Raw genomic sequence first — 19,910 nt, 5'->3', positions numbered from 1 at the left:
ATGGCAAGACATATTTTGCCATTATGGACTTCCGCAATGTGACAGACCTTTTCGCTGACCCCGCTTTTGACGGCTACCCCGTCATGATCAGAGAGGTTAAAGGCGAAAAAGAATTAACGGATCAGGATATTCATCCCGAAGAAGACCAGGATGTCATTGACCCTGAAACCGGCCAGCCTGTGGATTTTGAAGAAGAAATAACGGCTGAATATCCCACACAACCGGCAATCATACAAGGCGGTGAAATAGTATCCGACTCCAGGCAGAAAATATATGTGGCCGGAGTGGATGTTTCGGTGTTAAACGAGCGGGCTCAGTCTCTAGAAATCTGGTATTGGGAACATAAACTGCCCGAAGGTATTAAGACATACAGCAAGACGAAGCCGATTCAGAAAAGCGAGTTTGATGGGCTTAAGAAGTGGTGGAAGAAACACAAAGAAAATGAGCAGGCATGGAAGGTATCTATAGATACGATTGCTGCGAATGACTATAACCTCGACATTAAAAATCCGCATATTTTAGAGGAAAAACACGTGTATTCAAGTGCGGAACTGGTAACGATGCTACATGAATCATTTCGTAAAAGCGACGAGCTTCTTCAACAATTAAGAAAGGAGTTGGAGAATGGATAACGCACAAAATAAATCCCAGCTTATTATTTATCAGACCGAAGACGGACAGACAAAGATTCAGGTAAAAATGGAGGATGAAACAGTCTGGCTTACACAAGATCAGATGGCAGAACTCTTTGCTAAAGGCCGGTCAACCATTACTGAACATATACATAATGTTTTTAATGAAGGGGAACTTGATGAAAAATCAGTATGTCGGGAATTCCGACGAACTGGCACAGACGGTAAAGAATATGTTGTGAAGCATTATAATCTTGATGTCATTATTTCGGTTGGATACCGGGTTAAGTCGCGACGAGGAACACAATTTCGTATTTGGGCCACACAGCGGCTGAAAGAATACATTATTAAAGGTTTTGCTCTGGATGATGAACGATTAAAACAAGGTGGTGAAAAGGCGCGATATTTTCAGGAACTTTTACAGCGCATTCGCGATATTCGTAGCAGCGAGCGAAACTTTTATCAGAAAGTAACCGATATTTATGCCACCAGCATTGATTATAGAAAAGATGACAAACTGACTGCGGAATTTTTTGCTACTGTACAAAACAAGATGCACTATGCTGTTCATGGCCACACCGCGGCGGAGATTATCGACAGGCGGGCAGACAGCACAAAACCCCTTATGGGTCTAACCAATTTTAAAGGGAATTACATTACCGCACAGGATATAAAGATTGCAAAAAACTATCTCAATGAAGATGAGTTAAAACGCTTAAATCTTATCGTGTCTTTGTATCTTGACTTTGCAGAATTGCAGGCAACCAACGGCAGGCTGATGAAGATGAATGACTGGATAGAGAAACTTGACCAGTTTTTGAAACTGAGTGAACACGAACTCCTTACCCATGCCGGTAAAGTGAGCGCTGAGCAGGCAATTGAAAAGGCTGAAAGCGAATTTAAAAAGTACAAAAAAGACCGAGACAAAGACTATATTTCTGATTTTGATCGTGCGACAAAAGCGATTGAGCAGAAAGCAACTAAACGCATCCAGAAGAAAAAGAGGCGGGAAGATGGGTGAGTGGAATATGGTAAGGATTGGAGACGTTTTAAAAGAGGTCTCACGAGAGAAAAGACTGGATCCAAATACAAAATACAGGCTTCTTGGAGTAAAGTGGTATGGAAAAGGTGTTTTTCTGCGAGAGGAAAAATATGGAAATGAAATAAAAGCAACTAAGCTATATGAAGTTAAACAGAGAGATTTTATCTACAATCGTCTTTTTGCATGGAAAAGTTCTTTTGCAGTTATTCCAGATGAATTTGATGGCTGTCTGGTATCAAATGAATTTCCACTTTTTACTTGTGTTGAGAGTAAATTGCTTCCTGAATTCCTTCTTAGTGGCATACTTTTGCCCGAAAATATTACAGCTATAAATAATCTTAGTGGTGGCATGTCGAGTGTTAGCCGAAAAAGATTTAAAGAAAAGGATTTTTTAAATTTTAAAATTCCACAATATGGTATTCTGACACAAAGTAGAATTTGCCAAAAACTGAAAACAATATCAGAACTTTCAGCAGATCAAGACTTAGAATCAGCCCACCAAATCTCTCTCATCAAACAACTCCGCCGAAGAATATTACAGGAAGCAATCGAAGGCAAGCTGACGGCTAAATGGCGCAAACAGCATCCCGATCTTATCAGCGGAGAGAATCACGCCTCGAAACTGCTTGAGAAGATTAAGGTCGAAAAAGGGCGTCTAACAAAGCTCACAAAGAGCATGAAGAAGAAAAAAGCACTGCCGCCCATCAGTGAAGAAGAAAAACCGTTTGACCTGCCTGAGGGGTGGGTGTGGGTGTCGGCTGAAGGATGTAAGCTTAAATGTTCACTATGGATTTAATGCTTCCGCAAGACCGGAGAAGAAGGACGTGAGGCTTTTAAGGATAACGGATATTCAAAACAACAGAGTTGATTGGGACGGAGTACCGGGTTGTGCGTATTCGGAAAGAGACATAAAAAGTTATCTATAGTCAAACAAATCTGGTTTTAGAAACTTAGCGGTAATCTGGCTTTTTGAAAAGTGGGGGCGAAGCATTTGCCTGCGTACAGTATAACTCCTTCAACATAGCGGAGTTGGCGCATGTACAACATTTTACGTCTCTCTCTTATATGCAGGCAAATGCTTCGCCCCTACCTGTAATGTTTTTAGAAAAATAGATTTATTTGACTATATTATCAGAAAACGATATTGTTATCGCGAGAACAGGCGGCACAATTGGGAAATCATTTCTTATCAAAGATATCCCTGTCAGGTCTTTGTTTGCTTCGTATTTGATTAGGGTTATTCCTTCAAAAAATATTTTCCCTGAGTATCTAAAGTATTTTCTTGAAAGTCCTGAATATTGGGAGCAGTTGTATGATGCGGCATGGGGCGCGGGACAGCCAAATGTTAATGGCACATCTCTTTCAAATTTGATAGTTTCTCTATCGCCACTTGCTGAACAACAAGCCATTGTTGAACGTGTGGATAAACTCATGGCCATGATTGGTGAATTAGAAAAACAAGTATCCGAACGCAAAGAACAGTCCGAAATGCTGATGCAGTCGGTTTTACGGGAGGCGTTTGCGAAAGGATGAATTATTTTGGGAATCTGCCTAAGATTCAGAAGATTCTTGATTTTAAGTGTTATATTCAGGGGACATCATACTTAATTGTCGATCTTCAATCGGGTTCAAGTTTGCAACTTGAACCCCGTGTTTTATATTGGCAATTTAACCATGAAATGCCTAGCGTGAGTTTATCACAAAATAAGGCATGAAGCAACGTAACATAAATACAGTCAATGCGTTAAGCACAACATCAATTGTATACACTGAGTCCTTGAAGTTTCAGCCGATGTTTGTGGAAATCCATAATGCCTAACGCATTCATCAACAGAGATTCCTTGTCGGACATTTCTTCCAATTTGTAGGTAGCCTTAACTCTCCCTCTGGCCTTTGTTTCTTCAAGCATAGCAGAAAGCCTTATATTATTAAGGGTGTCTAACAGGGTATCTAACGTTCCACTAAATTGTGCGTGCGCTTTTGCCTGATACCACACAATCGCCGCCATTAGGTATCCGAGGACGCAAATAAAAAAATGCACCCTGATTTTCTGATCCGTCCAGTGAAATTGCGGTTTTAAAGCAAGGTGATAGGGGTTCTTGAGATTTCTAAAGGCATGTTCAATTTTTGATTGCCCATAGTAGGCTTTTATAATGTCCGCGGTATCCCAATCGTGATGGTCTGTCATAAGAATCCTGAACCCCAGTTCCCCTTCTATTTCTTCGAGCTTTTTCTGGTCGATTGAAAAATTCAATTGAAACTTGCCTTCAGATACCTCTTTTAACGACCAATCGATAACATCCTTCGCAAATTGACATTTCACTACACTTCTTATCGTATCCTCCAGACCCTCTTTGTCCCGCATCTTTCCCTTTGGATTACACAGATGCTGCTGTAAGAGCTTTAACTGATGTTCTGCCTTTTCCAGAGACTGAGACATTCCCCTTAATTGCCCAACCTTTAATTTCTCGGAAATAAATACGACAACGGTTCTTTCCTGCCCCCAAATAACCCGTTTGTCATGGTACACCTGTATCTTACTGCCGTCAACGTCATATTCCCTGAAATTACACATGGCATCCCCTACCAACTGCTTGTGATGATACGGTGTAAGCGCTCCAACGTAATGCAATGCCAATCTCTCTACAATAGCCATATTGTCCATGGAATTGTTTCCACGATCAAAAACAATAGTGTGCTTTTTGCTGTCGAAACCTAATCCGGTCATCCTGTCTTTTATCGTCTCAAGAACCGCGCTGAACACCTTTGCATCCGCCATGTTCCCCTGATAGGTATGGTGAAACAACGGTATCATGTCGTTACGTGTAACGACCATCGCCAACCCGACCTGCCTGAGATCGTATCGCTTTTGTTTGTTTTTCCCCCGCCGGGCAATAGTGCATCGCAGATTAGTTGTGTCGATATACGTGAAAAAATTGGTTGTATCAAAAAACAGTGTGTCGCTTTGAAGGTTGTATGTTTTAAATGTCTTTTCAATTAATTCGCGCTCGATTTCTGCAATGGATTCTTCAGGAAGTGCATCCATCAAATCCCAGAAATGCTGACTGTCTATTTTACTCAAGCTGTGTCTGAGTAAGTATTCGGCAGTAGTCGTCTTTGCCCAATCCCACCATCCTCTTTTGCTGGTAGGCACACACACTCTCCCCACGGCACCCAACAAGAGGGTACTTCCGGCGGTCAGATTATTTCGAACAGGTTTTTTAGCACAATACTGCCGTGGCGACTTTATATATTTATTAATCACGGAAGGGACGTCCAGGGCATTGGCCACACTTAGCAATGCGGCTACCGCGCCATGTGAATAAGATTTGAGCCGTAATTTTTCGGTAAGACCTTGCAGTTGTTTTAATAAATCGTCTGCCTTGCCAAGATAGGCCAGGACGATGGGCCTGGGCTTGCCGTTAACGCGCCGCGATTCGACAATATACCAATATTTATAACCTCTGGAGTTTTTAGATTGAATGGTAGCCATGGCTATTAGTTGTTAGTGTATACGTAATAGATTAATACTCCGTGTATAATAGTATATACAGGCATATAATGCAATATAAATATAGTATTATTCAGTGTATACATAATTTTTTAGACAAAAAAAGTCGCAACCCGATACAAATCATTGGATTGCAACTTGATGTCTTTGTCTTACACCTTATTTCGTGATAAACTCACGCTAGCGCAGCCTTTGGCCGCAACCAAAAAGGTGATTTTTAGTTTATTATAAAGTATAGTAGTATCCTCGTAAATAGTAATCAGACAATTTGGAGGACACTACTTATGAATAAGTTGATGGAATTATATCGAGACAGGATCGTGGGTGCAATAAGCGGTCTGGACAGGATTCGTTTTCGCGGGACATTGCGGTGGTTGGCCAGTGAGCGTGGGATGGGAACATTCATGAACCAAGCGAGAATTCTGCTTAAGGATTTTTCCGGTTGGGTCAATGGGCTTACGGCACAGGTGCGAGACAGTTGTGAATCGCGGGCGAAAGATTTGGGTATCGAGGTGCGGTATTTGATGAGCAGCGGTGTTGATAAGGAGAAGTTGGCTCGCCAGATCGCGGCGGATAAGAGGATTACGGAAGGTTCCATCTGCCTGTTGAGTGTGGTAGAGCCTTGTATTGCGCCGATGGTCAAGGGCAACAAGGCCAGCAAGAAGCTCGAGTTGGTAATGGCGCCCCGCAAGTGTGTCTTTGTGTATCATTATTTTAACGATCCAGTGTTTGGTTTTGGTCATGTTCGTATCCAGAGTTGGGCGCCGTTTAATATTTTCATTTGTCTCAATGGTCGTCATTGGCTGGAGCGGCAACTTCAGAAGCAAGGTATTGATTATGTTAAGGACGGCAACTGTTTTGTGCGTATAGAGGATATTGCGGCTGCGCAGGTTCTGCTCCATGAGCAGCTTAAGACTGACTGGGCGAAGCTGCTGAACGGGCTTGCGTTGGGCAGTTGCCCGGCATTGTCGCAGATTCTTCGTCCGTTGGAACCGGAGTATTACTGGTCTGCGGATGAGACGGAGTGGGCGACGGACATCATGTTTAAATCGGTTGAGGCATTGGAGGAGTTGTTTCCATCGTTTGTTCATCATGCGATGCGGGTTTGCGACAGTTCTTCGGTGATGAAGTATTTGGGTAGGCGTAACCTTGCAGGCGCTGCCCCTGATGAGGTTATCAGCGACTATCGAAGACGCTATGAAGGTATACGGGTCAAGCACAGTGTGAATTATAATTCAGTGAAGATGTATAACAAGAGCGGTAGTCTCTTGCGTATTGAGACAACGATCAATAATACGCGGGACTTTAAGGTCTTTCGGAGTCCCAATGATGATGAAGGCAAACCGGCGTCATGGCAGAAGATGCGTAAGGGCGTAAGCGATCTTCATCGACGGTGTGAGGTGAGCCAACAATGCAATGATCGTTATGGGGATGCTTTGGCGGCGGCTCAGGTAGAGGAGAAACTGAAAGAAGTGGTGAGCAGCGCTTGTAACAAGGTTGTCAAAGAGGGCAAGAGGTATCGAGGTTTGAATCCCTGGCAGCAGGATGATTACCAGATGCTGATGTTCCTGTCCAAAGGCGAAAACGCGATAAATGGATTCCGCAACCATGATTTGCGTAAGTGGCTTTACCGGGAATCCGAACAATCCGGCAAGGATCAGCAAAAGAAATATTCCGGACGAACGACCCGACGGATAAAGATGCTGCGGGCACACGGTCTAATCCGCAAAGTTCCGAGGGCCAACCGCTATGTTTTGACGGAGAAAGGCCAGAAGTTCTCTTGTTCACTGATGACCGCTTCAGCCCTTGATATTAAAGCACTTACGGAAATGGCGGCATGAAAAACACGCATAAAAAACAAGAAATTGATGGATAGTAGTATATAGCGCTATTGGCAAATTAAAAGCAGAAAAACGCAGAAGATTACTGGATGAGACAGAGTCAGAATTAGCAGCATTCACACCTGCCTTACTGTATAAGGCATTTCTGGGAGAGGGAGGATAATCTTTCAATAACCGTTACGTTAGCCAATCTTCAAATCGTAAATCCGAACTTGTTATGCTTTTTATTGCATTCATTTTATCGTGGGTCACAAGCACAAGATTGTGCGCCATTGCTACAGCAGCAATCCAAAGATCATTCTCATCCATTTGCAATTCCTTATCAGTAGTAGGATCACGCCATTCTCTTATCCTCTTTTTACAACTTTTTCCTTTTCGATCTCTTGGGGCATATTTATCGAAGAGTTTTGCACGCAGGTCGGCATAGCAGTCACGTGCTATATTGATATTTATGTCAAAAGCAGGAAATGAAGATAATATTTGACGCGCTTGCTCATGCTGTTCCGGTCTATTATAAGACCTGACACGAAGCCCATATTCGACCTCGCCAATGGTTATGGGACATAAAAAAATTCTTGTATTATGTGGTTGCGGTAATCCATTCCAATGTTTTTCTAAGGCTTTGCATTCAGGACTATTTCCGCCTACTTTTAATTCAGCAAGATATCCAAGAATATTTGTATCAAGAAGATAGTAATCCTGTTTCACTTATTCTTCTGTTCCCAGTTTTTTAAGATAATTTATAAACTCAGTATCACGGATAAGTGGAATTCTTTCCATAATTTTATCAGGTGTTGCATTATTAAATTGCTCTGATATGTAAATATGAAGAGGAATCCATGCATTGATTTCTGGGGAGATGTAGCCTTTAAATTCAAAGGGTACAGGGCGTTGGTGACCCCAAAAAATATCTAAAAGTTGACGTTCCAATCGTGGAGGAAGTTTATATAGTTTTAGTATCTCAGCGTCTATCTGAAGTAATGTTTTCTTGGCTTCTGTCTCATCTTTCCTTAACACTTTTAAATAATGATTCACGAGATAATCAATAATTTGTTTAGTATCAATGGATATTTCGGGAATAGGTATATCGGTGTATACTCTTTTTGGAATATCCTTTTGAAAGCTATGGGCATAAATGAATGCTACTGCAATTGGAGAATTCAGCAATGTCGCTAACATAGCAACATCAAAGGTTTTAGATTTTGGCCAAATGCTATAAAATCTTCGGCTTACAATGCAACCGTTTTTGTCTAATGCGGCTGCATATCGCCACGGTCCCCTGGACATGCGCGAAGCAGGAACTATAACCTTTGGTTTGTCCCACGGTAGTTCCCAAGCTGTAGATGTTTCAAATCTTCGATATTGTTTGTCTGTCGACATATAAACTGTATCTTCAGCAATGAATTGCATGAATCCTTTTGTGACTTTTGAAATGCCTGGTTTTGAACCAGGAAAAGGCACATCACGGATTATTTCACATAACCTTTCTTTTCCTAAATTTGGTTTATATTGAACGCCTATGCTTATATCAACTATTTCACCAAAACGTGTATATCCTTCTAATCGTTCCCAAATTTCACGCAACAATGGCACAACAAGACGCCCTTGCATTTTGTCTTTGAGGTAAGATTGTGGAACATTGTCTTCCCATGTAACACCATGTCGAATCTGAAAGTCATCTCGTTCGCTGTCCCTAACTTCTCTATACAACATATTCCAGTTTTTTCGTGCCTGCTGTTTTCTGGCAACAATAACTGTAGTTTCCATATCAGAATATAAAAAGACACGGTCAGGAAGACACGTAACGGAAATTATTTTAAAGTTACTGAGCAAGGCAGTTCGTTCGTTTTTATAGTCAGAACCATCTAAAAAACTACGTGGTAAAACCAAACCAATTAATGCATTGTTTGGTAAAATCGGAAGCGTTCTGTGTAAAAGCTCAGCTGGTTTTGGGGTTTCAGGTCTTTTGCCCTTGATGTTTTCAAAAGGTGGGTTGCCTACAAGTATCATAGTTTTCGCCATACTATTTTCGAGGATATTATCGGCAAATATATCTTGTCTTTGTAAATCCCAGCTATTTGATTCGGGAAAATCAGCTAACATGAGGCACATACGGGCTACTTCAACGGAAAATGGGTCAATCTCTATTCCATGTAAATGTTTAATGAAAAATGTATGCCGTTGTTTACTGTCCCAATCTCCTGGCAATAGGCTTTTCATTCTTCTCATTGCTGCAATAAGAAAAATACCATGCCCACACATAGGATCTGTGACGTGCCACTGTTCTCTTTGTAAATCCTCTATCGGAATTTGCGAAAGAATGTAATCAGCAACATAAGATGGGGTACTATGAATTCCAAGTTCTTGACGGCTTTTTTGAGAGACAAATGTATTTTCATAAATGTATGTAAGAGTATCTACTGATATATTATTCAGCGGGAAAATCTTCCCAATTTTTTGTGATATTGACTCAAGAGTTAGTTCTGGAATTTTTGAAGCCGGTGTAGTTAAAGAAAAACCGTAATGTTCATATATTGCCTGCAATGCCGTTTGTGGAATAGAAAAATCAATCCCTTTCGCATTGCAGATATTGCGATCTTTGAGTACTTTTGCAGCCAAAAGACTAAAGACAACTTGAAAAACCGCAGGTGCATCAAATAGTAAATCTCGTTCATGAAAGTCTTCTTCAGCATAATTAAGTACAGCCCGAAGCAAGTGGTCTATTTTTTGAGAAGCTTTGTAGTCTATGGCAGGAAGTAATCCGATATCAACAAAATCTAACTGACGGGGCCCCGGTCGGGCAAATCCCGATTTTGCCCGTATGATAGCTTGGGGTTCCCAGTCTCTCAAGTTTTGTGCAATGACATTAGGCAGGCAGGCAGTTTCATACTTATCTTTAAGAAGAGGTTCACTTTCCGTTATAGCCCATCGTTCAGTTTTGCCGTTGTTAATGATAAAAATCTGAGGCGCTCCAAGCGATTTTAATTCATTTGCTACATCATCTGTAGAACGATTGGGTGCTGCTATTTGGATACCAAAGCAGGCAGAACGGTAATCAAAAGGTTCCTGGCCAAATAGCGCATAATTTACCGTACGAATAGGCGTACATGAGGAAAATAAATCAACGTATTTATAATCCTTCTGTATCAGATTTTTGCTATAGCCTATTTTTATAAAGGCATTTTCTACCTGCCCTATAATCTTATTTGTCATAATATTGTGATTACATGAAAGATTTTCGTTAAAAAGTTCATTATTATGTGCTTTATCCTCCATAAATAATTATCTTAGTTTGGTGGGGTAAGTGATTATTTCACTCATGAGATAGGCTGTCAAGAAAAATAAGGGAAGGCTTGAAATATTTAATCAGGAAGGGTATATTTTAATCGACTGAAAGCAGGGGGCGTATTGCAATACGCCCCTACAGATTGCCGGAAAGCTGGCATTCTAGCCGTATATTCAAGTTTTTACAGCCAATATAGGCGTTATCCAAACCGCCAGATTGCAAGGAAAGTTAATAACATTACTTTGTTAAAGAATACGTCTGGAAAAATATTTCTGAGTTGTAAGTAGAGTCGGCCACAACTTATGACTTATCAATGCTTTGCGACAAATATTTACTTTTGATTTTAGCCTTTACTTCCGGTATTAATTGCACTTGTAAATTTCTTACACAATCAATTGCCGGAGCAAAGGATTTGAGTATTTTCAGAACAAACATATCGTTATTAAATAAATTTCTTGAACATTTTGCATCATGTTTTACTAAAAAACAATTTGCAATGTTTCTCCTTGTCGTCTACGCAATGTTTAAAAACTATAAAAGAAACTCTCTGGAGGCCATGGCACAAGCCGTTCATATTATGAAAAATATACCTAAAGTATGCATAATAATTTCCATTTTCGCGCTTTTAATTTTAGGTTTTTTATCATATCTTTCATATATATACTCAGGTAAATATGATTTATGGAACTGGTCTAAAAACATCATAATACCAATTATTAGTGCTTTAATTGGCGGTGGCATTACATTGGTAGCTATTTATTATTCCATCAAATTAGAGAGTAAAGCTGAACAAGAAAAAACATTTCAAAATAGTATATCTGCAATAAAAACAGAATTAAAAGAGAATAAATCCATATTAGATGCTTATTGTGAGGATACAAAGGAAGTAAAGATTACTTCTGGTGACAATCGTAGTATTTTCTATATTCAACTATCTAATAGTTTGTGGGATAGTTTTAAATATGAAATAGTTAAGATTGATAAAACTAAGTTTGATGCCATTTGTCTGGCGTATGTAAATATAAACAAGGTAAATAGTCAGGCACAATTTGCACTTTCAAACTCAGGCACAGGTAAGGCGGATACCTATTACGAAGAAATTAAAAAACACGCAGAGAGTGCAAAAGTTTCAATAGAAGATGCATTAAAAAATTTAGAAAATGTATAATTCGATGCAGTGAATATATGGGGTTATGAAATCAGACATTTGGGGTAAAACCTAATCTATTGGCGTGCCCAGGGAAGGGTACTGTTTTCTAACGGGTGAAAGTCCCGTTGTGGTAAAAGCCGGAGCCATGTAGCTTGGATGGCAGGGGGTGATGGAAACGTTGCCTTCTGAAGCCCATCTACAAAGTCGGCGTAAGGCCGGCGAGCGAATATCCGGGTTGTAACGTACGTGAACGTAGAGGTAGCCTCGTGAAAGTCAGGAACCACTGGCCGAGCCTGTCAATAGTAGGCGAAGGCGGAATTCACGCACCTAAACTGGCTAATAGGTAAAAGAACGGTGGCGGGGTATCAGCGGCGACACGGATAGAAGGGAGCAGTATCAACTGGGGAAACCCTCCTTGTCCCTGATAGAAATATCAGGAGCGAATGTAAGCCTTATAAGTCGAAGGGCGAAGTAGACTGACAGGCAAGAGGGTGGCGGATGAGCCCGTAGTAGTGGAGATGGCAAGGACAGCATAACCTTGCCGGAGCGAAGGGGATCTGCTGTATTCTAAATCTTTCTTTAGCGGTGAGGCAGGGAAGAATGACAAATGCTTCTATAAGTCTGCAGGAACTGAGGAGGAAGATATACATCAAGGCGAAGACTGACAAGCACTGAGTGGTTTCGGCTGGAAGCGGTGGAGTAAGGGGATATATCTACCCGAAAGCTGCTCCATATCGATAGGTGTATAATGCCTTGCTGAGAAGGGAGCAGGGAAGCCGTATGAGGGAAAACCGTTCGGCTGAGCTCACGACGAAGCCTCACGTACGGTTTGATGTGGCAGGGGATGGAAAAGTGCTATGGAGAACCTAAACGGGCACAAAGCTGGAAACGGCAGCAACAGCCAAGGGGATACCTAATGCAACTCGCCATTCCTTGACCCTACACAATTCTTGAGTCAGCAGGGACCTTCATTTTTCAATTGGCAATCTATTAATAAGGATATTAAGGGACACCATGCTTAATTATTAACTCAATCAAGGATGGGTTAATTGGCGCGAACCCATCAAAATAAATGAAAATGTGATTGATGGGTCTGCTTCACCCCTCGATAAACTCAGGACAGGCTTCACTAACTTAGGGAGCGACCACAAATAACATGGTATTGTATAGTACCAATAGTATCGTTGTAGTGTCTTTGTGTATGTCACGGTAATAGCCGTTACAACTAGTAAATATAGGCATTGACACCCTCCAGCCATTATGATAACATTAGGATTAAGTGGTATTTTATCCGGCGTATTAATCCTAATGATATCATTATGCGTTTAGCTAAGTATTCTCATCGCAAGCTCTTGGGACTATTCAGCAGGGATGTCGTTTTAACTCTGGACAGTATCAAAGAAGCTTTGGGAACGACTTCAAAAGCAACGGTTTTCAGGAAGCTAAAATCGCTCGGACATCGTGCGAGTTATTCCCATGCGGGCAAATACCATACACTGGATACACTTGCAAGCTATAATAAATATGGCATTTGGAGTTTCAATCAAATATATTTTTCTCAACAAGGAAGTCTTGTAGATACTCTCGAGGCCATCATTAATAAATCCCAGGAAGGTTATTTTGCCTCGGAGCTTCAAACGCTGGTACATGTGCGAGTCTTTAATGCACTGACTCAATTAGTGGTATCTGGAAGGGTCTTGCGCGAGCAGATTGCCGGAGAATATTTGTATATCTCCAAGGTGTTAGGTACGGATCAACTCGCCAGACGTAAACAGTCAATCATGTTGTGTGCTTGTAAGGAAGAAAAGGTATTAATTCCCGGCTTTGGGAGTGAAGTGGTTACGGATTGCCTGCAGACATTTCTTTCCATACTTGATGAAAGGCAGAAACGGCTTTATCTTGGTTTAGAATCAATGAAACTGGGACATGGCGGCGATTTAAGACTTTCACAGCTAACCGGCATAAATGTAAAAACAATTGACAAGGGGCGTCGGGAACTTTCGAGTAAGAACATTACACCGGGACGGATACGTAAGGTCGGTGCAGGTCGTTCTTCGATTAAAAAAAAACTGATGTGGTAAAACTTCTTGAAGAATTGATGGAGGGCGATACTGCAGGAGACCCAATGGGTAAAGGAAAAATATGGACGAGAAGAAGCACACGTACTCTAAAAAAAGAATGCGGTGATAGAGGTGTAAGCGTATGTGCAACAACAGTTAGCAGGCTTCTTAAGGACATGGATTATTCTCTGAGAGTAAATCGCAAAACGATAGCAGAGACACGTCATCCGGACCGTAATAGACAGTTTGAAATTATTAATGAGACAAAAAAGTATTTTGAAGATTCTGGTCAGCCAATAATCAGTGTTGACAGTAAGAAAAAGGAATTGATAGGTAATTTCAGAAATGAGGGCAAGGCGTGGACAAAAATAGTAAATGAAGTTTTGGCCCATGATTTTCGTTCTCAGGCAATTGGTGTTGGATGTCCGTTTGGTATCTATGAATTGCTGACTAATTTAGGGACAGTTATTGTTGGTACGTCCTATGACACACCGGAATTTGCAGTCGAGTCAATTAAGATTTGGCTGGATGAATTTGGTTGGAAGAGGTATCCATGCGCAAAAGAACTCCTTATTCTTTGTGACGCAGGAGGGAGCAACGGATTTCGTCCCCGGTTGTGGAAATATGCGCTTTATCAAAATATTTGTAAAGTTTACGGACTCTCCATCAGGATTTGCCACTATCCCTCAGGAGCATCAAAATGGAATCCGGTAGAACATCGTCTGTTTAGTTTTATCAGTAAAAATTGGGAGGGGAATCCTTTGAGGTCTTATGATGTTATGCTAAGTTTAATTGCTGGCACTACAACAACAGCGGGTCTTCTCGTACAAACCATTCTTAACGAGAAAGAATACCAAAAAGGAATCAAAATCACTGATGACCAAATGAAAGAAATAAACATAAACAAACACAGTGTCTTGCCAGATTGGAATTATACAATTTCACTTAACTAAATTAATAAAAATACCAAATTATTTTTGGACAGTGCCTTACTTAATCTTTGATCAACTCTGAACTTCTCAAGAAGAATAGAAACAAGGTATCTACAGACCCATCAGATCGAAAGACTCAGGAACTGCTTGAAAATCATTTAATTCAGGGGACACCGTACTTAATTATTGACTCAGTGTTGAAAAACGGTTAAGATTCCCCGCTAGCTAGGATCGCTCGTGTGGTAGTCCCAGGAGCATACTACGCCGGCAGAAGCCTGGTACCACAAAAGAAAAGTGAAGATTCCTAATATTACGTATGGTGTCCTCAGAATTTCCGCCAGAATTTCCGCAATAAAATCCCTACACTTGCACAATATCGTAAATCGATCATCCACAAATGTGTAACGGGAAAGCGACGGATTACCGAAAATGGTTTAAAGGATCAACATGGTAAAAAAAAAGAATATCGTTATCATTGCCGGACCTAACGGGGCAGGAAAGACCACGTTTGCCAAAGAGTTTCTGCCGAATGAGGCGGGCTGTCCCATCTTTGTTAATGCTGATTTGATAGCTGCAGGGCTTTCTCCTTTTTTCCCTGAACATGCAGCTTTCCGTGCGGGCAGGCTGATGTATGAAGAAATTAAAACGCACCTGCTTCGTAATGATGGCTTTGCCTTTGAAACAACACTTAGCGGTAAAATATATGCACAAATGATACCCGAATGGCAAAAGAGGGGATACACGGTAAAGTTGATATTTCTGAGTCTTCATGATGTAAAGATTGCCATTGAACGGGTAAAAGGGAGGGTTTTGCAGGGTGGCCATAATGTGCCTGAAGAGATTATCAGACGACGGTTTGGAAAGGGATGGTTTAATTTTTACCACATTTACAAGCAGTTGGTAGATACCTGGATTCTTTACGACAACTCAGGCAGAACGCCAAAACTGCTTGAAGAAGGAGAAAAGAGATGAATGGAAAAAAGAGACAGATTCATGACAAAGACCTTGAGAATGTAGAAGCTGCATTGCTAAGAGCGGCAAAAAGAGCAAGGGAAATAGCCAAACAGACGCATACTCCACTGGTTTATTACGAAAACGGACGCGTAGTTAAAATATTTGTTGAACAGGATGAGGATAGACAGGAAAACTGATCAATCATGTTTGAACGACCGGGAAAGAAGTTCCAACGATATATCATCGAATACCTCATACGCGAACACAAGCACGCCGTGCTGAGCCGGGTGGTAAGGATGGGTTAAGCGGATAGAATCCATCAATGCCTTTTTTTGTTGGGTGTGCTTCGCCCAACCTCTAATTGACACCTCGAACATCTCAAGAAGAATAGAAACAAGGTATCTACAGGCCCATCAGATCGAAAGACCCAGGAACTGCTTAAAAATCATTGCACAAAAAACATATCAATCCTCGAACCATTAAAACGGATGTTCACCCCAAGTCAAAAAACAAAAGTGCCGTAAAAGCCTTATATTTATTGACTTTTACGCCGAACAGCAAGCTTTTTTCTAGTGACTACCCGTATGTTCCGGCTTGGCAATACTTCTGGCAACTTTATCTGTAATGCCTCTAATAATTCATGTGATTGTTGCCGCGGACGCGGGATCTTCTGGCAACTAGCTTTTTGGCCTTTGATTGTTACTTCCATCGAACAAATGGTCGTCAATTGTGCGAGACCTTCCTCTACCGTCAAGTCAAAATTCTTCCACGCTCTGCGCAGCCTTCGAATTATCATGTACGCAAGCATTACCACAAACACATGTCCCCGTGTACTATCCTCCTTTCTTACATACACCGGACGAACCTCCAAATTCACCGTCTTACAGTCCCGAAACGCCTTCTCCACTTCCGTTAAATCCTTGTATCGTTCATGTACCAGATTGGTATCCGCCTCGTTCTCCTCAAGATCAGTCTTGATTGCGTAACAACCATCAAGGTATGATGCCTCCTTTAATGCTTCCTCAGCTCTCTCTATCTTTAGCGTCCTATCCTCTTCTTTTATCTGCACCCACCCATCAAGTTTCAATCTCGTTAGCCTTTCCCTTGTTGTTTCCAGGGCCTTCGATACTGACGACTTAGGATGTTCCTTCAGATAACTGTTCTTCTTCACGATGTATTTCTCTATACTCTGTAATTTTGATACACGGGTCTTTGACATCTCTTCCGCCCTTACCGGATTGCGCCTCAGAATATATCGAACCTCATCATCCTTTATCTCGCAGAGCTTTTCTTCGAACAATCCTAATTGCAGTATCCCTTTATTTATCAACGACTCTATCTGCGGCTTAGTTATCGCCGTTATGTAATGAAACCCTTCCGGTAAACTTTCGATTTGCACCGTCTTGATCATCCCACGATCTCCTACAATCGTTACATCTTTACATCCAAACCGCTCTAATACCTTCTTTACCTGAGATTCAAAGGTCTTCGGATCCTGGGTGTTGCCCCTAAATACTTCTGTTGATACCGGCTCCCCGGATTCATCACAAAGCATACCGATCACTATCTGTTTTTTCCTCTTTTTGCCGTCACGATTATACCCGTACTCACCAAAATGATTCGACTTCCCCTCTAAATAACTGCTCGTCACGTCATACAAAAACAACTTCGGCTTATTGCCTCCTCGTCTTAACTCAAACAGCTTTCGCTCTATCTTTGCCTGATTCTCTGACAACCATGACAAATTATCGTACAGATTGTTCTCGTCAAACCCACGCTTCATATCCAGGACGTCACCCGCAGCATGTATCTGCGCCAGCCTTACTGCAGACAGTCTTGACCCCCGGCCTATTACCCTTGCCATTACTTGCCAAAGCGCCAGCTTTCCTTCAAAGTCCTTTCCCAATGCCTCTTCTATCCCTAATTCCTTTGCCACTTGGTACACGCTCCACGCTGCTCCCACAGACAAACCCTCATGGAGTTTCACCGATTCTGACAATGCGCCCAATGCACAGAGATCGTCTTTATGTGCGAGTGCAAGTCTTATCGCTTCAATCTCCAGGGGAGTGCAATTCGACAGATTCGCAATGGTGCGTTTCTTGACCTTCCCATCCTCACGGTACGATTCCCGCAGAAGGGTAGATCGATAGATTTTTTTACCGGATTTTGACTTGTTCTCTACAATATGCATGTCCACCATTGTACAGATAACAACCATTATCCGTCAAGTATATTGTCGTATAATAACAATATATTAGTGACTACATATTTATTAAAAATACAGCCTTAACAAACTATATATTAAGCACTTATGCGTTTTGGCAGGGGTGAACATCCGTTAAAAACAAGAAGTAAGGCGATAGATAAGTTGATAGATGAAATTGTTTACAGACTGTATGGATTGACATATGAGGAAATTAATATCGTCGAAGCAAAAGATAGGAATTGATGATTTTTGCCAATCCAAATGTGATAATGGGACGAAATATGCGTGGTTAATTTAAAAAACATTTGGGGGGGGATAAAAAAATGAAAATTCAAGTAATTTTAGAACCAAGTGATGAAGGGGGATTTACGGCAATCGTTCCTTCACTTCCCGGTTGTATCGGATGTTCACCCCTGCCAAAACGCATAAGTGCTTAATACATAGTTTGTTAAGGCTGTATTTTTAATAAATATGTAGTCACTAATATATTGTTATTATCCGACAATATACTTGACTGATAATGGTTGTTATCTGTACAATGGTGGACATGCATATTGTAGAGAACAAGTCAAAATCCGGTAAAAAAATCTATCGATCTACCCTTCTGCGGGAATCGTACCGTGAGGATGGGAAGGTCAAGAAACGCACCATTGCGAATCTGTCGAATTGCACTCCCCTGGAGATTGAAGCGATAAGACTTGCACTCGCACATAAAGACGATCTCTGTGCATTGGGCGCATTGTCAGAATCGGTGAAACTCCATGAGGGTTTGTCTGTGGGAGCAGCGTGGAGCGTGTACCAAGTGGCAAAGGAATTAGGGATAGAAGAGGCATTGGGAAAGGACTTTGAAGGAAAGCTGGCGCTTTGGCAAGTAATGGCAAGGGTAATAGGCCGGGGGTCAAGACTGTCTGCAGTAAGGCTGGCGCAGATACATGCTGCGGGTGACGTCCTGGATATGAAGCGTGGGTTTGACGAGAACAATCTGTACGATAATTTGTCATGGTTGTCAGAGAATCAGGCAAAGATAGAGCGAAAGCTGTTTGAGTTAAGACGAGGAGGCAATAAGCCGAAGTTGTTTTTGTATGACGTGACGAGCAGTTATTTAGAGGGGAAGTCGAATCATTTTGGTGAGTACGGGTATAATCGTGACGGCAAAAAGAGGAAAAAACAGATAGTGATCGGTATGCTTTGTGATGAATTCGGGGAGCCGGTATCAACAGAAGTATTTAGGGGCAACACCCAGGATCCGAAGACCTTTGAATCTCAGGTAAAGAAGGTATTAGAGCGGTTTGGATGCAAAGATGTAACGATTGTAGGAGATCGTGGGATGATCAAGACGGTGCAAATCGAAAGTTTACCGGAAGGGTTTCATTACATAACGGCGATAACCAAGCCGCAGATAGAGTCGTTGATAAATAAAGGGATACTGCAATTAGGATTGTTCGAAGAAAAGCTCTGCGAGATAAAGGATGATGAGGTTAGATATATTCTGAGGCGCAATCCGGTAAGGGCGGAAGAGATGTCAAAGACCCGTGTATCAAAATTACAGAGTATAGAGAAATACATCGTGAAGAAGAACAGTTATCTGAAGGAACATCCTAAGTCGTCAGTATCGAAGGCCCTGGAAACAACAAGGGAAAGGCTAACGAGATTGAAACTTGATGGGTGGGTGCAGATAAAAGAAGAGGATAGGACGCTAAAGATAGAGAGAGCTGAGGAAGCATTAAAGGAGGCATCATACCTTGATGGTTGTTACGCAATCAAGACTGATCTTGAGGAGAACGAGGCGGATACCAATCTGGTACATGAACGATACAAGGATTTAACGGAAGTGGAGAAGGCGTTTCGGGACTGTAAGACGGTGAATTTGGAGGTTCGTCCGGTGTATGTAAGAAAGGAGGATAGTACACGGGGACATGTGTTTGTGGTAATGCTTGCGTACATGATAATTCGAAGGCTGCGCAGAGCGTGGAAGAATTTTGACTTGACGGTAGAGGAAGGTCTCGCACAATTGACGACCATTTGTTCGATGGAAGTAACAATCAAAGGCCAAAAAGCTAGTTGCCAGAAGATCCCGCGTCCGCGGCAACAATCACATGAATTATTAGAGGCATTACAGATAAAGTTGCCAGAAGTATTGCCAAGCCGGAACATACGGGTAGTCACTAGAAAAAAGCTTGCTGTTCGGCGTAAAAGTCAATAAATATAAGGCTTTTACGGCACTTTTGTTTTTTGACTTGGGGTGAACATCCGTTGTATAGTAAAAAGCATTTATTTTTATAAAAATCTGTTTTTT

The 19,910-nt window shown here is 41.5% G+C and carries 17 protein-coding genes; 12 read left to right on the top strand and 5 right to left on the bottom strand.

The window, feature by feature from the left end; all coding sequences use genetic code 11:
• Positions 1 to 23 precede the first annotated feature (23 nt).
• The 4 genes from KSMBR1_RS22570 (at position 24) to KSMBR1_RS20285 (ending at position 3,207) form a co-directional block, all read left to right on the top strand.
• Entirely contained in the window at positions 24 to 632 is a 609-nt protein-coding gene (locus KSMBR1_RS22570; RefSeq protein ID WP_230405648.1) for an N-6 DNA methylase, read from the top strand.
• Positions 625 to 1,653, top strand: a complete 1,029-nt coding sequence (locus tag KSMBR1_RS20295) for a virulence RhuM family protein (protein WP_099326889.1) — start codon at positions 625 to 627, stop codon at positions 1,651 to 1,653. Before KSMBR1_RS22570 ends, KSMBR1_RS20295 begins: the two co-directional genes overlap by 8 nt.
• Positions 1,646 to 2,470, top strand: a complete 825-nt coding sequence (locus tag KSMBR1_RS20290; RefSeq protein ID WP_099326888.1) for a restriction endonuclease subunit S — start codon at positions 1,646 to 1,648, stop codon at positions 2,468 to 2,470. Before KSMBR1_RS20295 ends, KSMBR1_RS20290 begins: the two co-directional genes overlap by 8 nt.
• Positions 2,471 to 2,793: 323 nt before the next feature.
• The gene (locus KSMBR1_RS20285) at positions 2,794 to 3,207 is read left to right on the top strand and encodes a restriction endonuclease subunit S (protein WP_157820779.1); all 414 of its coding nucleotides are present in this window, start codon (positions 2,794 to 2,796) and stop codon (positions 3,205 to 3,207) included.
• A gap of 223 nt (positions 3,208 to 3,430) precedes the next feature.
• On the opposite strand, the gene KSMBR1_RS20275 is transcribed toward KSMBR1_RS20285, so the two are convergent.
• Positions 3,431 to 5,167, bottom strand: coding sequence for an IS1634 family transposase (locus KSMBR1_RS20275; protein WP_099323573.1), 1,737 nt, complete (start codon positions 5,165 to 5,167; stop codon positions 3,431 to 3,433).
• A 302-nt stretch (positions 5,168 to 5,469) separates the two neighbouring features.
• Here KSMBR1_RS20275 and KSMBR1_RS20270 point away from each other — a divergent pair, with 302 nt between their 5' ends.
• Positions 5,470 to 7,026, top strand: coding sequence for a hypothetical protein (locus tag KSMBR1_RS20270; protein WP_099323647.1), 1,557 nt, complete (start codon positions 5,470 to 5,472; stop codon positions 7,024 to 7,026).
• A gap of 177 nt (positions 7,027 to 7,203) precedes the next feature.
• Here the strand turns inward: KSMBR1_RS20270 and KSMBR1_RS20265 are convergent, their stop codons facing one another.
• Both KSMBR1_RS20265 and KSMBR1_RS20260 read right to left on the bottom strand, forming a co-directional pair.
• Positions 7,204 to 7,734, bottom strand: a complete 531-nt coding sequence (locus KSMBR1_RS20265; protein ID WP_099326885.1) for a type II toxin-antitoxin system VapC family toxin — start codon at positions 7,732 to 7,734, stop codon at positions 7,204 to 7,206.
• A complete protein-coding gene (locus KSMBR1_RS20260) occupies positions 7,735 to 10,302 on the bottom strand; it encodes an HsdM family class I SAM-dependent methyltransferase (protein ID WP_099326884.1) in 2,568 nt (855 codons plus the stop codon).
• Between the two features lie 566 nt (positions 10,303 to 10,868).
• Here KSMBR1_RS20260 and KSMBR1_RS20255 point away from each other — a divergent pair.
• The 5 genes from KSMBR1_RS20255 (at position 10,869) to KSMBR1_RS20235 (ending at position 15,605) form a co-directional block, all read left to right on the top strand.
• Entirely contained in the window at positions 10,869 to 11,480 is a 612-nt protein-coding gene (locus KSMBR1_RS20255) for a hypothetical protein (RefSeq protein WP_157820778.1), read from the top strand.
• Positions 11,481 to 12,781: 1,301 nt separating this feature from the next.
• Positions 12,782 to 13,543: a hypothetical protein gene (locus KSMBR1_RS20250; protein WP_099326882.1), complete on the top strand. Its 762-nt coding sequence runs from the start codon at positions 12,782 to 12,784 to the stop codon at positions 13,541 to 13,543.
• Positions 13,537 to 14,475, top strand: a complete 939-nt coding sequence (locus tag KSMBR1_RS20245; protein WP_099326881.1) for an ISAzo13 family transposase — start codon at positions 13,537 to 13,539, stop codon at positions 14,473 to 14,475. The genes KSMBR1_RS20250 and KSMBR1_RS20245 overlap by 7 nt, the downstream gene beginning before the upstream one ends.
• Positions 14,476 to 14,901: 426 nt before the next feature.
• A complete protein-coding gene (locus KSMBR1_RS20240) occupies positions 14,902 to 15,426 on the top strand; it encodes an ATPase (protein ID WP_099326880.1) in 525 nt (174 codons plus the stop codon).
• Positions 15,423 to 15,605, top strand: a complete 183-nt coding sequence (locus tag KSMBR1_RS20235; protein ID WP_099326879.1) for a hypothetical protein — start codon at positions 15,423 to 15,425, stop codon at positions 15,603 to 15,605. Before KSMBR1_RS20240 ends, KSMBR1_RS20235 begins: the two co-directional genes overlap by 4 nt.
• On the opposite strand, the gene KSMBR1_RS21400 is transcribed toward KSMBR1_RS20235, so the two are convergent.
• Positions 15,606 to 15,776, bottom strand: coding sequence for a hypothetical protein (locus tag KSMBR1_RS21400; protein ID WP_157820776.1), 171 nt, complete (start codon positions 15,774 to 15,776; stop codon positions 15,606 to 15,608).
• 167 nt (positions 15,777 to 15,943) lie between these two features.
• Positions 15,944 to 17,599 carry an IS1634 family transposase gene (locus KSMBR1_RS20230; protein ID WP_420886561.1) on the bottom strand — a complete coding sequence of 552 codons (1,656 nt, stop codon included), beginning with the start codon at positions 17,597 to 17,599 and terminating at the stop codon, positions 15,944 to 15,946.
• 338 nt (positions 17,600 to 17,937) lie between these two features.
• Between KSMBR1_RS20230 and KSMBR1_RS23855 the strand changes: the two genes are divergently transcribed.
• Positions 17,938 to 18,051 carry a type II toxin-antitoxin system HicB family antitoxin gene (locus KSMBR1_RS23855; protein WP_420886538.1) on the top strand — a complete coding sequence of 38 codons (114 nt, stop codon included), beginning with the start codon at positions 17,938 to 17,940 and terminating at the stop codon, positions 18,049 to 18,051.
• Positions 18,052 to 18,161: 110 nt separating this feature from the next.
• The gene (locus KSMBR1_RS20225) at positions 18,162 to 19,817 is read left to right on the top strand and encodes an IS1634 family transposase (RefSeq protein WP_420886563.1); all 1,656 of its coding nucleotides are present in this window, start codon (positions 18,162 to 18,164) and stop codon (positions 19,815 to 19,817) included.
• The last annotated feature ends 93 nt before the right edge of the window (positions 19,818 to 19,910 follow it).

The sequence above is a fragment of the Candidatus Kuenenia stuttgartiensis genome (assembly GCF_900232105.1).
Taxonomy (GTDB): domain Bacteria; phylum Planctomycetota; class Brocadiia; order Brocadiales; family Brocadiaceae; genus Kuenenia; species Kuenenia stuttgartiensis_A.
The sequence above is the reverse complement of the archived record's forward strand: the minus strand, read 5'-3'. Positions and strand labels throughout refer to the sequence as shown.

Coding starts and splice junctions, on each gene's coding strand:
- KSMBR1_RS20290 (WP_099326888.1), top strand. CDS start 1,646: ATGGGTGAGTGGAATATGGTAAGGATTGGAGACGTTTTAAAAGAGGTC.
- KSMBR1_RS22570 (WP_230405648.1), top strand. CDS start 24: ATGGACTTCCGCAATGTGACAGACCTTTTCGCTGACCCCGCTTTTGAC.
- KSMBR1_RS20270 (WP_099323647.1), top strand. CDS start 5,470: ATGAATAAGTTGATGGAATTATATCGAGACAGGATCGTGGGTGCAATA.
- KSMBR1_RS20240 (WP_099326880.1), top strand. CDS start 14,902: ATGGTAAAAAAAAAGAATATCGTTATCATTGCCGGACCTAACGGGGCA.
- KSMBR1_RS20235 (WP_099326879.1), top strand. CDS start 15,423: ATGAATGGAAAAAAGAGACAGATTCATGACAAAGACCTTGAGAATGTA.
- KSMBR1_RS20275 (WP_099323573.1), bottom strand. CDS start 5,167: ATGGCTACCATTCAATCTAAAAACTCCAGAGGTTATAAATATTGGTAT.
- KSMBR1_RS20225 (WP_420886563.1), top strand. CDS start 18,162: ATGCATATTGTAGAGAACAAGTCAAAATCCGGTAAAAAAATCTATCGA.
- KSMBR1_RS20230 (WP_420886561.1), bottom strand. CDS start 17,599: ATGCATATTGTAGAGAACAAGTCAAAATCCGGTAAAAAAATCTATCGA.
- KSMBR1_RS20295 (WP_099326889.1), top strand. CDS start 625: ATGGATAACGCACAAAATAAATCCCAGCTTATTATTTATCAGACCGAA.
- KSMBR1_RS20250 (WP_099326882.1), top strand. CDS start 12,782: ATGCGTTTAGCTAAGTATTCTCATCGCAAGCTCTTGGGACTATTCAGC.
- KSMBR1_RS20260 (WP_099326884.1), bottom strand. CDS start 10,302: ATGGAGGATAAAGCACATAATAATGAACTTTTTAACGAAAATCTTTCA.
- KSMBR1_RS23855 (WP_420886538.1), top strand. CDS start 17,938: ATGAAAATTCAAGTAATTTTAGAACCAAGTGATGAAGGGGGATTTACG.
- KSMBR1_RS20255 (WP_157820778.1), top strand. CDS start 10,869: ATGGCACAAGCCGTTCATATTATGAAAAATATACCTAAAGTATGCATA.